At 71.4% G+C, this 13,999-nt stretch carries 13 protein-coding genes; 5 read left to right on the top strand and 8 right to left on the bottom strand.

What is annotated here, in order from left to right:
• Positions 1–19 precede the first annotated feature (19 nt).
• The 3 genes from araA (at position 20) to ACYVGQ_RS01845 (ending at position 4,166) form a co-directional block, all read left to right on the top strand.
• Positions 20–1,537, top strand: a complete 1,518-nt coding sequence (gene araA, locus ACYVGQ_RS01855) for an L-arabinose isomerase (protein ID WP_460782800.1) — start codon at positions 20–22, stop codon at positions 1,535–1,537.
• 53 nt (positions 1,538–1,590) lie between these two features.
• Positions 1,591–2,526 (top strand): aldose 1-epimerase family protein, encoded by a 936-nt coding sequence (locus tag ACYVGQ_RS01850; RefSeq protein WP_460782799.1) that lies wholly within the window; start codon positions 1,591–1,593, stop codon positions 2,524–2,526.
• Between the two features lie 98 nt (positions 2,527–2,624).
• Positions 2,625–4,166, top strand: a complete 1,542-nt coding sequence (locus ACYVGQ_RS01845; protein WP_460782798.1) for a nuclear transport factor 2 family protein — start codon at positions 2,625–2,627, stop codon at positions 4,164–4,166.
• Between the two features lie 103 nt (positions 4,167–4,269).
• Here ACYVGQ_RS01845 and ACYVGQ_RS01840 read toward each other — a convergent pair whose 3' ends face one another.
• The 8 genes from ACYVGQ_RS01840 to ACYVGQ_RS01805 form a co-directional block, all read right to left on the bottom strand.
• Positions 4,270–4,407, bottom strand: coding sequence for a hypothetical protein (locus ACYVGQ_RS01840; protein WP_460782797.1), 138 nt, complete (start codon positions 4,405–4,407; stop codon positions 4,270–4,272).
• 39 nt (positions 4,408–4,446) lie between these two features.
• Entirely contained in the window at positions 4,447–4,839 is a 393-nt protein-coding gene (locus ACYVGQ_RS01835) for an antibiotic biosynthesis monooxygenase (RefSeq protein WP_460782796.1), read from the bottom strand.
• Between the two features lie 122 nt (positions 4,840–4,961).
• Complete coding sequence (locus ACYVGQ_RS01830) at positions 4,962–5,768, bottom strand: ABC transporter ATP-binding protein (protein ID WP_460782795.1); 807 nt, start codon at positions 5,766–5,768, stop codon at positions 4,962–4,964.
• Positions 5,765–6,823: a FecCD family ABC transporter permease gene (locus ACYVGQ_RS01825; RefSeq protein WP_460782794.1), complete on the bottom strand. Its 1,059-nt coding sequence runs from the start codon at positions 6,821–6,823 to the stop codon at positions 5,765–5,767. Before ACYVGQ_RS01825 ends, ACYVGQ_RS01830 begins: the two co-directional genes overlap by 4 nt.
• Positions 6,820–7,848: an iron chelate uptake ABC transporter family permease subunit gene (locus ACYVGQ_RS01820; RefSeq protein ID WP_460782793.1), complete on the bottom strand. Its 1,029-nt coding sequence runs from the start codon at positions 7,846–7,848 to the stop codon at positions 6,820–6,822. The genes ACYVGQ_RS01825 and ACYVGQ_RS01820 overlap by 4 nt, the downstream gene beginning before the upstream one ends.
• Positions 7,849–7,861: 13 nt before the next feature.
• Positions 7,862–8,752, bottom strand: a complete 891-nt coding sequence (locus tag ACYVGQ_RS01815) for a siderophore-interacting protein (protein WP_460782792.1) — start codon at positions 8,750–8,752, stop codon at positions 7,862–7,864.
• Positions 8,749–9,714 carry an ABC transporter substrate-binding protein gene (locus tag ACYVGQ_RS01810; RefSeq protein WP_460782791.1) on the bottom strand — a complete coding sequence of 322 codons (966 nt, stop codon included), beginning with the start codon at positions 9,712–9,714 and terminating at the stop codon, positions 8,749–8,751. The genes ACYVGQ_RS01815 and ACYVGQ_RS01810 overlap by 4 nt, the downstream gene beginning before the upstream one ends.
• Before the next feature lie 109 nt (positions 9,715–9,823).
• Positions 9,824–10,603, bottom strand: a complete 780-nt coding sequence (locus ACYVGQ_RS01805) for a helix-turn-helix domain-containing protein (RefSeq protein WP_460782790.1) — start codon at positions 10,601–10,603, stop codon at positions 9,824–9,826.
• A 56-nt stretch (positions 10,604–10,659) separates the two neighbouring features.
• Between ACYVGQ_RS01805 and ACYVGQ_RS01800 the strand changes: the two genes are divergently transcribed.
• Both ACYVGQ_RS01800 and ACYVGQ_RS01795 read left to right on the top strand, forming a co-directional pair.
• Positions 10,660–12,246: an ABC transporter transmembrane domain-containing protein gene (locus ACYVGQ_RS01800; protein WP_460782789.1), complete on the top strand. Its 1,587-nt coding sequence runs from the start codon at positions 10,660–10,662 to the stop codon at positions 12,244–12,246.
• The gene (locus tag ACYVGQ_RS01795) at positions 12,243–13,964 is read left to right on the top strand and encodes an ABC transporter ATP-binding protein (protein ID WP_460782787.1); all 1,722 of its coding nucleotides are present in this window, start codon (positions 12,243–12,245) and stop codon (positions 13,962–13,964) included. The genes ACYVGQ_RS01800 and ACYVGQ_RS01795 overlap by 4 nt, the downstream gene beginning before the upstream one ends.
• Positions 13,965–13,999: the final 35 nt, after the last annotated feature.

The following is a 13,999-nucleotide window of genomic DNA, read 5'->3' as shown; positions in this document are numbered from 1 at the left end:
GGCACGAAAGGATCACTCCATGCCGAAACTCACCACCTCCCTCGACGCTTACGAGGTCTGGTTCCTCACCGGCAGCCAGCACCTGTACGGGCCGGAGACCCTCGCACAGGTCGCCGCGCAGTCCCAGGAGATCGCGCGACTGCTCGACGAGGCCGGCGACGTCCCGGTGCGGATCGTCTGGAAGCCGGTGCTCACGGACGCGGCCAGCATCAAGCGCACCGCGCTCGAGGCGAACGCCGACGACCGGGTCATCGGCCTCATCGCCTGGATGCACACCTTCAGCCCGGCGAAGATGTGGATCGCCGGGCTCGACGCGCTGCAGAAGCCGCTCGCCCACCTGCACACGCAGGCGAACGTCGCGCTGCCGTGGGCGGACATCGACTTCGACTTCATGAACCTCAACCAGGCCGCGCACGGCGACCGCGAGTTCGGGTACATCCAGACCAGGCTCGGCGTGCCGCGCAAGACGATCGTCGGGCACGCCTCGGACCCGCGCGTGCAACGCGAGCTCGGCGTCTGGCAGCGTGCGGCCGCGGGGCTGGCCGCATCCCGCGACCTCAAGCTCGCGCGCTTCGGCGACAACATGCGCTTCGTCGCCGTGACCGAGGGGGACAAGACCGAGGCAGAGCTGCGCTTCGGCGTGCAGGTCAACACCTGGGGCGTCAACGAGCTGGCCGCCGCGGTCGCCGCGGCATCGTCGTCGGAGGTGGACGCGTTGGTGGCCGAGTACGAGGAGCTCTACGACGTCGCGCCCGAGCTGCGCAGAGGAGGGGAACGGCACGGTTCGCTGCGCGACGGCGCGGCGATCGAGCTCGGGCTCCGATCGTTCCTCGAGGAGGCCGGCTTCGGCGCCTTCACGACCAGCTTCGAGGATCTCGGCGCTCTGAAGCAGCTCCCCGGCCTCGCCGTGCAGCGCCTCATGGCCGAGGGCTACGGCTTCGGCGCGGAGGGCGACTGGAAGACCGCCGTCCTCGTGCGCATCGCCCACGTGATGGGCGCCGGTCTCCCCGGCGGGGCGAGCCTCATGGAGGACTACACCTACGACATGACCCCCGGGGCGGAGCTCATCCTCGGTGCGCACATGCTGGAGGTCTCGCCCTCGCTGACGACGGCGAAGCCGACGCTGGAGATCCACCCGCTCGGCATCGGCGGCAAGGACGACCCCGTGCGCCTGGTCTTCACCGCCGATCCCGGCCCCGCCGTCGTCGTGGCCCTGAGCGACATGCGCGACCGGTTCCGCCTGACCGCGAACGTCGTCGAGAACGTCGCGCCGCGCGCGGCGCTCCCCAAGCTCCCGGTCGGACGGGCCGTCTGGAAGCCCGCCCCCGACTTCACCACGAGCGCCGCCGCCTGGCTGACCGCCGGCGCCGCGCATCACACGGTCATGTCGACCGCCCTGGGCGTCGAGGCGTTCCGCGACTTCGCGGAGATGGCCGGCGTCGAGCTGCTGGTCATCGACGGGGCGACGACCCTCCCGGAGTTCCAGAGGCAGGTCCGCTGGAACCAGGCCTACTATCGTTTGGCGCAGGGACTGTGAGCGTCGATCGCCCCGCGTTCGAATCGCGTGAATGGTCGCATACGAGGGGAAACATGAACCATTTGCGCGATTCAAACGGCAGGGAATCCGGACGCCAGCTGACGATCGAGTCGCACGGCTACCGCGCCGTCATCGCGAGCGTCGGAGCGTCGCTGCGCGTGCTGCAGCACGCCGGGCGCGACCTCGTCGTCCCCTTCGACGCCGACGAGGTGCGCCCCGGCTACCGTGGCGCCACGCTCGCGCCCTGGCCGAACCGCGTCGTCGACGGACGGTACTCCTTCGGCGGGCTGGAGCATCAGCTCGCGCTGAGCGAGCCCGCACGCGGACACGCGCTGCACGGCCTGGTGTCCTGGCTGGAGTTCGCGGACCGCGTCGTCGCATCCGACAGGATCGTGCTCGCGGCCGTCGTCGAGCCGCAGTCCGGCTATCCGTTCCGCGTGGAGGTGGAGACCGAGTACCGGCTCGATGCCGAGGGTCTCCGGCAGACCGTCACCGCTCGCAACCTCGGAGCGGATGCCGCGCCCTGGGGCACCGGTCCGCATCCCTATCTCGTCGCCGGCGCGGGACGAGTGGACGACTGGACGCTCCGGCTCCCGGCATCCGAGGTCCTCACCGTCACAGAGGACCGGCTCAGCCCGGTCGCCGTGGAGCCGATCGAGAACCACGGCGAATGGGACTTCCGCACCGCGCGCAGGATCGGCGGTGTCTTCATCGATCACGCCTTCACCGGGCTCTCCCGCGCGGACGGGATCGCGGAGGTCCGGCTCACGACGGATGCCGGAACCGGCGTCGCGATGACGTGGGACGAGCGCTGCCCCTGGGTGCAGGTGCACACCGCCGACACCCCCGGGCAGGAAGGATCGGATCGGATCGGGCTGGCGGTCGAGCCGATGACCTGCCCGCCCGACGCCTTCAACTCCGGCACCGACCTGATCGTCCTGGAGCCCGGCGCCGAGCACGCCGCGGCGTGGCGGATCCGCGCACTGTAGTCGGCGACGGCCCGGGACGTCGCCGATGGGGAGAACTCCCCGTGCGGATCCGGGTATCCGTCCTCCGCGCGGGCGTCGGTCCCCTCTACGATGAGAGCGTGACGAACGAGACACCGGAGAACCAGTCCCCCGCGTCGGGAGGCCAGCACGGCTTCGACGCGTTCACCTCCTCGGCGCCAGCCGAACCGGCAGCGCCTGCCGCTGCGGACGTTCCGGCCGAGCCCGTCGTCGGGTCGGCGGCGGATCCGGTCGCACCGGCCCCGTCCCAGCCGGAGGTCGCGGCTCCCGAGATCGTCGTCCCGCCCGCGCCCGAGGTGATTCCGCCGGCGGCAGAGGCGACTCCGCCCGCCCCCGATGCCGCGACTGCGTTCCCCGCTCCGGGCGTTCCGGCCTCCTTCCCCGTGCCCGGCGCCGAGCAGGCTCCGCCGTACGCCGCCGCGCAGGATCCCGGGCAGACCGCGCCCGGTGAGCCGCAGCCGTACCCCGGTGCGGCAGCTCCGGCATATCCCGCCCCGGACCAGGGCCAGGCCTACCCGACCCAGGCCTATCCGGCTCCCGACCAGACCCAGGCGTATCCCGGGGCGGCCACAGCGGCCTACCCGGCCGGCGGCTACGACCCGAACGCGCCGCAGTACGCCACCGCCGCCTACCCCCTTCCGGCGCCCGCGCCGAAGAAGCCGATGTCCAAGGGGCTGCTCTGGGGCCTCGTCGGCGGCGGCGTGGCGCTCGTGCTCATCATCGCGGCGGCGATCATCGTCCCGATCGCGCTCCGCGGTCCGCAGCTCACCGCCGGGGACGTCGTGGAGAACTACCTCACCGCGATCTCCGAGGGCGACGCCGAGGCCGCGATGGAGTACATCGATCCCTACGGCGATGAGGACCTGCTCACCGACGAGGTGCTGAAGGCGTCCCTCGAGCTCGCGCCGATCTCCGGCATCGAGATCGGCGAGTACGACGAGGACCGGTACGACTCCACTGTGCCGGTCACCTTCTCGATCGGCGAGACGACGGTCGAGCGGGAGTTCGACGTCTACAACTACGACGACGACTGGCAGATCTCGGACGGCGTTACGTCCGTCTATCTCCCCAGCGGGTTCGAGGGCCTCGGACTGACGATCAACGGCGTCGAGGCTCCGGAGAGTGCCTACGTGTTCCCCGGCACCTACGAGTTCGCGGTCGACAACGAGGCGTTCGCCTTCGAGGGCGGCGCCTCGGTGTTCACGATCGCCGACGACGAGGACACCGAGGAGCTCTGGGAGCTCACCCCGGTTCTCAGCGAGAGCGGCATCACGACGTTCCAGACCCTCGTGAAGGACGCGATCAACGAGTGCGTCGCCATGAAGACCCTGAGCACCCCCTGCGGGTGGGACATCTCTGACATCGACCTGTCCGGCGCCACGCCCATCGAGGGGACGGTGACCCGCACGCTCACCGCCGACGGCAAGTCGGCCCTGGAGAACCTGACCCCCGAGTACTACAGCGGGACCACGGTCACCACCTACGACTCCGTGGACGTCGACATGACTCTGGAAGGCGAGTCCGGTGGCAAGCGCGGCACCTACGAGGTCTGGTGGGGCGGATACCTCGGCTCCCCGGTCGTGGACTTCGGGACCGAGACCCCGACCCTCACCTGGGAGTGAACCGCCTGCGGCATCCGGAACTCGGATGCCGCAGCGGAGGCGCGGAAGGTGCGACCTGAAGACCCGGGGCCGGAGGCCGGAATGACAGCCGAGGTGCGTGCGGTCAGCGCGCGAGCCAGCGGCGCAGCATCCGCGTGACCCACGGCAGCACCCAGTAGGTCATCACCGGGGTGAGCACGAGCGTCGTGGCGAGCACGCGCAGCCAGACGGGAAGCTCGCCCCAGCCCGGAACGGGCGTCATGAGCCAGGTGAAGACGAGGTTGACGGGGAAGAAGCCCAGCTAGATCGTCACGGCCTGCTTCCAGCGGGCGGGCGTCGGCGGGGGAGCGTCTTCCGCGACGACCGGGACCGCGCCCGTGGCCGGCTCGCCGAACCACCCCTCGATGCCGGTGCGGCGATGGGAGCGCTCGCTGCGGACGAAGCCCTCGCCCATCGACAGCCACCACCCGCGCTCCGACGAGTTCTCCCAGGCGTCCAGGGTCTCGGCGCTCGCGAACCGGTAGAGCATGTGCCACACGTGCGAGCTCTCCCCGGCGCGGATCCAGCCCGAGCCGAGGAATCCCGGATACCTGTTCGCCAGGTTCACGCCGGTCTGCACCCAGGCGGTCGCCTCGGGGATGCGCGCGGGATCGACTTCGCGGCGGATGGAGACGGTGATGGGCTGGCCGGACATGGTGGGTCCTCGGATTCTCGGATGCTTGTGGCGTCTCCGAGTGTAGGTTCGCCGGGTTCGAATCGCGCAATTGGTTCCATCGGAGCCGGAGATGCAACCATTTGCGCGATTCGAACGAGGGCTTACACCGGAACGACGAGCGGCGTTCCGGTGTGCGGGTCGGGGATCACCGAGCACGGCAGGCCGAAGACCTCCTCGACCCGTTCGGCCGTGACGATCTCCGAGGGACTGCCGGTCGCCACGATCCGTCCGCCGCGCATCATCACCATGTGATCGGCGAAGCGCGCGGCCTGGTTCAGATCGTGCAGCACGGCGACGATCGTCCTGCCTTCGCCGTGCAGCCGGCGGAACAGCTTCAGCAGGTCGTACTGGTGCGCGATGTCGAGGAAGGTCGTCGGCTCGTCCAGGAGCATCGTCGGAGACTCCTGCGCGAGCAGCATCGCCACCCACACCCGCTGGCGCTGCCCGCCGGACAGCTCGTCGACGAGGCGTCCGGCCAGCTCCGTGGTGCCGGTGGACTCGAGCGCGTGCGCCACGGCGAGCTGGTCGTCGCGCGACCACTGCCGCAGGATCGTCTGGTGCGGATGCCGTCCGCGGGCGACGAGATCGGAGACCCGGATGCCGTCGGGCGCGATCGAGGTCTGCGGCAGCAGGCCGAGCTCCTGCGCGAGCCTCTTGGTCGGCATTTCGGTGATCGCGCGGCCGTCGAGCAGCATCCGCCCCTCCTTCGGCCGGAGCAGGCGTGCGAAGGCCCGCAGCAGCGTGGACTTGCCGCACGCGTTGGGCCCGACGATCACGGTGAAGGAGCCGGCGGGGATCTCGACGTCCAGATGCTCGGACACGACGCGCCCGTCGTAGCCGATCGTGACGTCCTCGGCATGCAGCCGTGGAGGAGACGGCCGTGCGGTCGTGGGGTCGGAAGAGGTCAACGCCTTCTCGCTTCCTGGATGAGCAGCCAGACCAGGTACACGCCGCCGAGGCAGACCGTGACGATGCCGACCGGGATCTGGGTGGGGGCGAACAGTCGCTGGGCGACCAGGTCGCTGGAGACGAGCAGCAGGGCGCCCATGGCGGCGGAGGCGGTGATCGTGACGCCCGCCGATCCCGTCAGCCGCCGGGCGATCTGCGGGGCGGCGAGTGCGATGAACGCGATCGGCCCCGCCATCGCGGTGACCGCGGCGGTCAGCCCGACGCCGAGGACGACGAGCGTCAGGCGCACGCCTCCCGTGCGGACCCCGAGGGCGGATGCGGTGTCGTCGCCGAGCTCGAGCAGGTGCATCCGGTCCGCGAGCGCGGCGATCGCGACGCTCAGCGGCAGGATGATCGCGCCGGCGACGGCGACCTGCTCGATGGTGATGAGGTTGAGGGAGCCCGCGCCCCACGCGCTCGCGAGGAGCGCGATGTTGAGGTCGGCGTTCAGAATGATCCAGGTGTTCACCGACGCCAGCATCGAGGCCACGCCGATGCCGACGATGATGAGCCGGAATCCCTGGAAGCCCTTCCGGAATGCGAGGAGGTACACGAGCACGGCCGTGGCCGCGCCGCCCGCGAGCGCCGCGAGCGCCGTGGACGCCGTGCTGGCCCCGAACGTCGTGATGACCAGGAGCGCCCCGGTGTACGCGCCGGCGTCGAAGCCGATCACGTCGGGGCTGCCGAGCGGGTTGCGGGTGAGGGACTGGAAGACCGCTCCCCCCATGCCCAGGGCCGCGCCGAACACGAGCGCGGCGAGCACGCGCGGAAGGCGCCAGTCCAGGATGACCAGCTGCGCCTTCGGCTCGCCGAGGCCGAGGAGGGCCATCACGACCTCGCCCGGCGAGAAGTACGCGTCTCCGAGCGTGAGCGCGATGACGCCGATCGACGCCGCGAGGACGGCGGCGGCCAGCGTCACGATCGTCGCGCGGACGCCGATGCGGCGGGAGAACAGCGCATGCCGGGGAGCGAGGATCCGGCGTCCGGCGTCGACCTCGGGCAGCAGGGCCGTCACAGTCCGCTCGCCTTCCGCCGGCGCACGAGCAGGATGAGCACGGGGGCGCCGACCAGCGCGGTGACGATCGACACCGGCAGCTCGCCGCTGCGCAGCACGAGACGTCCGACGACATCCGAGGTGAGCAGCAGCAGAGGTGCGGCGAACAGCGTTCCGAGGAGGATCCAGCCCTGGTGGGGCCCGACGAACCAGCGCACCGCGTGCGGCACCATGAGCCCGACGAAGGCGATCGGGCCTGCGGCTGCGGTCGCCGCTCCGCACAGCAGCGTGACGGCCACGATGGAGAGGACGCGGGTCAGGACGACGCGCGACCCGAGCGCGGTCGCCAGGTCGTCGCCGAGCGCGAGCGCGTTCAGGGACGGTGCGAGGGCGAAGGCGAGCAGGAGACCGGCGATGAGGAACGGCAGGACGGTGTAGACGTCCGGGGTGAGAGAGGTCAGCGAGCCCGCGTTCCACGTCCGCATCGCGTCGAAGATCCTCGGGTTGAGCAATCCGATCGCGGCGACGACACCGCCCATCACGGCGCCGAGGGCGACTCCGGACAGGGTCATCCGCATCGGATCCGGCGCCGTGCGGCCTGCGGATCCGATCAGGTAGACCAGCACGGTCGCGGTGATCGCGCCGGCGAAGGAGAACCAGATGTAGCCGCTGGCCGCCTGCACGCCGAGGAAGGCGACGCCGATGACGACGCCGAGGCTGGCTCCGGCGTTGACGCCCAGGATGCCCGGGTCGGCCAGGGGGTTGCGGGTGAAGCCCTGGATGAGGGCGCCGGCGATGCCCAGGGCCGCGCCGACGGCGAGGCCGACGATCGTGCGGGGGATGCGCATCCCCCGCACGATCGAGCCGGGTTCACCCACCCCGGTCACGAGCCCCTGCCACACCTCGGCGGGGGTGATCCGCTGCGAGCCGAACACGAGGCTCGCGACGCACGCGATGACGAGGGCTGCGGCGAGGGCGACGACGATCAGGCCGCGGCGCGCGGCCGTGTCCCGGACGGCGGGCTCCTCCATGAGAACGGCGGTCATGCGGGGATGCCGGTCACAGACCGAGCTTCTCCAGCTCCGCCTCGTACTCGTCCTCGATGTCCTCCTCGGCGCGGGAGCCGTCGTCCCACATCGCGATCAGGCGGGCACGGGTGTCCTCGTCGAGAGAGTCGTACCTCTCCCGCCAGGCCTCGGCGTTCTCGGTCCAGTAGCCGACCACCTTGTAGCCGCTTGCGGGCAGCTTGAGCTCGTGGCGGAGGTGCTTGCGCACGCCGCGGGTGGCCTTCGTCTCCCCGGCGACCCAGACGTAGCCGGGCCCGGACGGCAGCTCGGAGGCGCGCAGGATCTCCTCGATGCGGGTCGGGCCGTGACCGTTGCCGCCGTGCACCCAGTGCAGTTCGACGCCGGGGGCGGGGGAGATCTCCAGCTCGTCGTCCGGCGAGGCCACCTCGACGACCACCCGGGTCCGCACCCCGGCGGGGGCGGTCTCGGCGAGGCGGGCGGCGGCCGGCAGTCCGGTCGCGTCCGCGATCAGGAGCTGCCACTCGATGCCGTCCTCCGGGGCGTACAGCCCTTTCGGGGTGTTGACGCCGACCACGTCGCCCGGCTGCGCGCGCAGTGCCCAGGCCGCCGCGACGCCTCCGTCGTGCACGACGAAGTCGATCGACAGCTCCTGTGCTGCGGCATCCCAACCGCGCACCGTGTAGGTGCGCATCGGCGCGGGCTCGACGTCCTCCGGATAGTCCCAGTAGCCGTCCTCGGTCGGGAACGGCAGGTTCGGCTCGGTCTGCCCTTCCTGTGGGAAGAAGACCCGGAAGTACTCGTCGCCGACGCCGGTCGAGACGAAGCCCGCCAGCCCCTCGCCGCCGAAGATGACGCGGACCATGCCGGGGCTGAGGCGCTCGACGCGCTGGGCGACGACGCGGTGGACGAGGTTGACGGTCATCCGAGCAGCGCCTTCTCGACGACAGTGAGGAAGGCGTCCTGGCCGCTGGGCGAGCCGTAGGACATCTCGTAGTTGTATCCGTAGTACTCGCCGTTCTGGACGAACGAGAGGCCCTGCCAGAGCTCGTTCTGCTGCAGCGCCTCGTCCTCCTCGACCCACACCGTGCCGTCCTCCTCCGCGCTCGTGAAGACGACGTCGATGCCCTCCAGCTGGCCGACCTGCTCCGGGCTCAGCGAGGTGTACTCCTCGCTGGCCGGCAGACCTTCCTCGGTGGCGTTCATCTGCGGGGCGATCTCCAGGCCGAGGTCGGCGAAGACCAGGCAGGGCACGCCGTAGCAGGAGGTCTGCACCTGGCCGTCCCAGTAGCCGATGTCCGCGACGACAGGGTGGACGTCCGCCGCGTCCAGACGCGCGCGGATGTCGGCGATGCGGGCCTCGTACTGGTCGACCCAGGCCTGCCACTGCTCCTCGCGGCCGAGATCCTTCGCGGCCTGGGCGACGACGTCGCGCCAGTCCCCGCCGTCGAAGGCGTTGTAGGTGTAGGTCGGTGCGATCTTCTGCAGCTGCCCGTCGAGGTCCTTCTCGTATCCGAGGCCGTTGAGGATGAAGTCCGGTTCCGCGTCGAGGACGGCCTCGAGGTTGAACTCCGGGTAGTTGCCGAAGGTCTCCAGCCCCTCGAGCTCCTCCTGGGGGAAGAAGTCCGGGAAGGCGGTGAAGTCGTCGCGGATCGGCTGCGAGCCTGCGAGGTCGAAGCCGAGGGTGATGAGGATGTCGAGATCGGTCGTGTAGAAGCCCAGGGCCGCCTTCGGCTCGGCGGGGATCTCGATGTCGGCGCCTGCCGGGGTGGTCATCGCGATGGTGTCGGATGCCGTCCCGGCGTCCGCGTCCGGGGAGCCGGCGCAGGAGGTGAGGAGGACGACGGACGCGAGGAGGGCCGCGAGGGCGACGGGTGTGGAGCGCAAGGGGATGCCTTCCGGGAAGGGGGTCGGGAGGTGCCGAGAGCCGAGATTAGGCATGGCTTACCTATTATGAGACGTCCGGATATCGCGATCCGGACGAACCATGTCGCGCTCAGGCCGAATCCCGCTCCATCCGGCTGTGCGTGGAGGCGAACTCGCCGGGAGTCCTGCCCAGCTCGCGGCGGAAGGCCTGCACGAAGGCGCTGGGCGTCGCGTATCCGGACCGGCGGCTCACGCTCGAGACGGTGTGATCGGCGGCCAGCCACTCGATGGCGCGCCGCATCCTCGCCCTCGTCCGCCAGGTGGAGAAGCTCATCCCCGTCTCGGCGGTGAAGAGGCGGGAGAGATTGCGCCCGCTCGCGCCGACGCGGCGCCCCCACTCCTCGATCGAGCTGTCGTCGGCGGGGTCGGCGAGGAGCGCCTCCGCGATCCGGCGTGTGCGGCCGTCCTGGGGGAGGGGCAGGTCTACGGTGGCCGATTCGACGGGCTCCAGCAGACTGAGGGCGAGCTCCTCGGCGTGCATCCGGGGCTCAGGGCGCAGGTAGGGCGGGGCCTCGAGCCGGTCGAGCACGGCTCGGAGGACCTCCGGCATGGCGACCGCGGTGGTGCGTCCTGTCGTCGTCGCCGTGATGTCGACGTACGTGCAGCGGAACGACGTGCCCGCGGCGGCGACCACCCGGTGCGTCGTCCCCGCCGGGATCCAGAGCCCCAGGGTCCCGGGGATCGCGAAGTAGCCGTCGTCGGTCTCGGCCGTGAGCGCGCCGCGGGTCCCCCACAGCAGCTCGTGGAGCTCTGGGTGCGCGTGCGCCTCCCACTCGACATGGTCCTCGAGCTCGAAGGTCTGGGTGCCGATGCGCCAGTCCGGCTCCTCATCCTGTCCGATGAGCGACATGATGTGTCTGCCTATCGTCTTGCGGTCAATGTTAGGTGACCCTAAGCTACCATCTCGTGTCTCTCCCCGTCTCCCCCTGGATCCGCGGTCGTCGTGGCCGCCTCGCGCTCGCCTCCCTGGGCTTCTCGCTGCATCAGGCGTGCGAGGCCGCGGTCCCCATCACGGTGGGGATCGTCATCGACATCGCGATCGTCGGGTCGGACGTCCTGGGTCTCGTCCTGGGGCTCGGCCTGCTGCTCGTCGTCTTCCTCGTGCTCATGAACGCCTGGCGCGCCGGGGAGATGGCGGCGATGGGCCTCTACACCGAGATGGACTACTCGCTGCGCCGGGATCTGCTCTCGCGCGTGCTCGATCCGCTCGGTCATGCCAGGAGGCGCGGCGGGCAGGTGCTGTCGATCCTCACGAGCGATGTGGGAGAGGTCGCCTCCGTGGCATGGATCCTCGGGCGAGGGGTGGCCTTCGCCGTGGCGATCCTCGTCGCGGCAGCGGGGCTCCTGCTGATCTCCGTGTCGCTGGGCGTCGCCGTGCTCGTCATCGCTCCGGTGCTCGTCATCGTGGTGCACTTCGTCACGGGACCGCTCGAGCGGCGCGCCGGCGTCGAGCAGGCCGCGCTCGCGGACTCCTCCGCGATCGCCGAGGATCTGCTGAGCGGGCTGCGCACCGTGAAGGGCCTGAGCGCTGAGGAGGAGGCGGGTCGGCGCTTCCGGCGGGCGAACGCGGAGACGCTGCGGGCGGCGCTGCGCACGGCCCGCGCCGAGGGAGTGTTCGCGGGAGCGACCGCGCTGCTGTCCGGCCTCTTCCTCGTCGTGCTCGCCGGGATGTCGTCGCAGGCGGCCCTGGACGGCATGATCACCCCCGGACAGCTCGTGACCGTGGTGGGCCTCGCGCAGTTCCTGCAGTGGCCGCTCGCCTCGCTGGCCTTCGTCGGACCCGAGCTGGCGAAGGTGCGCGCCTCGCGGCGACGCATCCTGGAGCTCGCGGGGCCCGTGGCGGACGGGCCGCGCGATCCGGTGGCGGCGCCGCATGGACGCGTGCGGATCGAAGGACTGCCCGTCGGAGGAACAGCCGGAGCGGTGCTGGAGATCGAACCGGGCGAGCTCGTCGGCATCGCAGCGAGCGAGGAGCGGGCGATCGCGCTGAGCGAGCTGTTCGCGGGTTCGAGGACGCCGGATGCCGTCACGGTGCTCATCGACGGGGAGCCTCTCGTCCGGCCGCCGCTCGCCGGTGGGGCCGGGGTGATCTCCGCTCCGCACCAGGCGACCCTGCTCACCGGCTCCGTCGCCGACAACGTCGGCGTGCGCGATCGGGAGGACATCGCCACGGCGGCGGCCCTCGTCGACGTGCTCGCCGTCGGCGGATGGGACCGTCCCGTCGGCGAGCGGGGGCGACTGCTGTCCGGAGGGCAGCGCCAGCGCGTGGCTCTCGCCCGTGCGCTCGCCTCCGACGCGAGGGTGCTCGTGCTGCGGGAGCCGACCACGGCGATCGACGCGGCGACGGAGGTGCGGGTCGCGGCCGGCATCCGGGAGCGCCGCCGCGGCAGGACGACGATCCTGCTGACGCGGAGCAGGACGCTGCTCGCGGCCTGCGATCGGGTGATCGTCCTGGACCCCTCCCTCGATGACGTCGAGGCGGTGATCGCATGACGACTCCTCTGCAGACGGCGGACGGCCGCCGCACGGTCCGGATGCTGGGCAGCCTGATCGGCAGGCATCGCGGCGGCTTTGCGCTCGCCGTGCTCGTCCTCGCCCTGGGGGCCGCGGCCGGGGTCGCTTCGCCGCTCGTCCTGGGCGGCATGATCGACGCCGCGGTCGCGAGGGACGGAGCCGGGGTCCGGATGCTCCTGGTCCTCCTGCTCGCGGCGGTCGTGGTGCAGGCGGCGCTGGCGGCCGCTTCGCATGTCGCCGTCGCGCGGGTCGGCGAACGGATCCTTGCGGCGCTGCGCGAGCAGATCGTCGCCCATGTCCTGCGCCTGCCGGAGCGCAGGGTCGAGGCCGCGGGGCGCGGCGAGCTCGTCGCCCGCGTCTCCGGCGACGTCGCCGTGGTCGGCGAGACGGTGTCGGCCGTCGTGCCGCGCGTCGCCGGCGCGTCCTTCGCGATCGCCGCGGCGGCCGTCGGGCTCGGTGCGATCGATCTCCGGCTGACGCTCGCGGCATGTCTCGCCGTTCCCGTGCAATGGCTCGCGCTGCGGAGTCATCTGCGTCGCTCCATGCCGGTGTACCGCGCCTCCCGTGCCGCCGCCGGCGAGCGGTCGCAGCGGATGCTCGAGGGCCTCGACGCGCAGGAGACGCTCACCGCCTTCGGCATCACCGGGCGGGTCGAGGTGCAGGTGGATGCCGCGGCGAAGGAGGCCGCCAGCCTTGGGATGAAGGCGGTGGGTCTCGGGACCCGGTTCTCCCGGTGGCTGAACACCGCAGAGCTCGTCGGCGTCGCCGCGGTGCTCGTCGTCGGGTTCCTGCTCGTGGGTGGCGGCGAGGCCACCGTCGGCGCCGCCACCGCCGCGGCGCTGATGTTCCTCAATCTGTTCGGGCCGATGGGGCAGGTGCTGGACGGCTTCGACGATCTGCAGCGCGCCTCGGCGAGCCTGTCCCGGCTCGTCGGTGTGCTCGACGAGCCGGCCGAGGCCGCCGATCCTGCTGCGGATCCGGTCGGTGTGGAGGACGAGGCTCCCGTCGAGATCGTGGTCGAGGGCGTCTCCTATGCGTACGGAGACGTCCCGGTCCTGGCGGATGTGACCCTTCGCGTGGCGCCGGGGGAGCATCTCGCCGTCGTCGGAGCCAGCGGAGCGGGCAAGTCGACGCTCGCGTCGCTGCTGTGCGGGCGGTTGGCCGTCCAGGAGGGGAACGTCGAGCTGCGCGGGTCGGCCGATCCGCGCGTCGCCCTCGTCACGCAGGAGAACCATGTCTTCGCGGGGACCCTCGCCGAGGACCTCCGGCTCGCCGACCCCGCGGCGACGGACGAGCAGCTGCGGGCGGCGCTCGCCGGGGTGGGGGCCGAGGGGTGGGTGTCGCGACTGGAGGACGGAATCGCTGCGACGATCGGCGCAGGAGGGGTGGCGCTGACGGACGTCCAGCGCCAGCAGCTCGCGCTCGCGAGGGTCGCGCTGTTCGACCCGAGGGTGCTCGTGCTGGACGAGGCGGCATCGGAGGCGGGGAGCCTCGACGGCGATCTGCTCGATCGTGCGGCGCTGTCCCTCGCCCGCGGTCGGACCGCGGTGACGATCGCGCACCGTCTCGAACAGGCCCGCAGCGCCGATCGGATCATCGTGATGGATGCCGGGCGCATCGTCGAGCAGGGCACGCACGCCGAGCTGCTCTCCGCCGGCGGCGCCTATGCCCGGCTCTGGACCCTGAGCGGGCACTGACCTCTCCCGTTCGAATCGCGCATCTGGTTGCATCT

It is taken from the genome of Microbacterium tumbae, assembly GCF_054780175.1.
Note: the sequence above shows the minus strand (reverse complement) of the source record. Positions and strands in the feature narration are given on the sequence as shown.

Bases quoted from the DNA above. Each gene is read 5' to 3' on its own strand.
- araA (WP_460782800.1), top strand. From the start codon at position 20: ATGCCGAAACTCACCACCTCCCTCGACGCTTACGAGGTCTGGTTCCTC.
- ACYVGQ_RS01850 (WP_460782799.1), top strand. From the start codon at position 1,591: ATGAACCATTTGCGCGATTCAAACGGCAGGGAATCCGGACGCCAGCTG.
- ACYVGQ_RS01840 (WP_460782797.1), bottom strand. From the start codon at position 4,407: ATGACGCCCGTTCCGGGCTGGGGCGAGCTTCCCGTCTGGCTGCGCGTG.
- ACYVGQ_RS01835 (WP_460782796.1), bottom strand. From the start codon at position 4,839: ATGTCCGGCCAGCCCATCACCGTCTCCATCCGCCGCGAAGTCGATCCC.
- ACYVGQ_RS01820 (WP_460782793.1), bottom strand. From the start codon at position 7,848: ATGACCGCCGTTCTCATGGAGGAGCCCGCCGTCCGGGACACGGCCGCG.
- ACYVGQ_RS01815 (WP_460782792.1), bottom strand. From the start codon at position 8,752: ATGACCGTCAACCTCGTCCACCGCGTCGTCGCCCAGCGCGTCGAGCGC.
- ACYVGQ_RS01805 (WP_460782790.1), bottom strand. From the start codon at position 10,603: ATGTCGCTCATCGGACAGGATGAGGAGCCGGACTGGCGCATCGGCACC.
- ACYVGQ_RS01795 (WP_460782787.1), top strand. From the start codon at position 12,243: ATGACGACTCCTCTGCAGACGGCGGACGGCCGCCGCACGGTCCGGATG.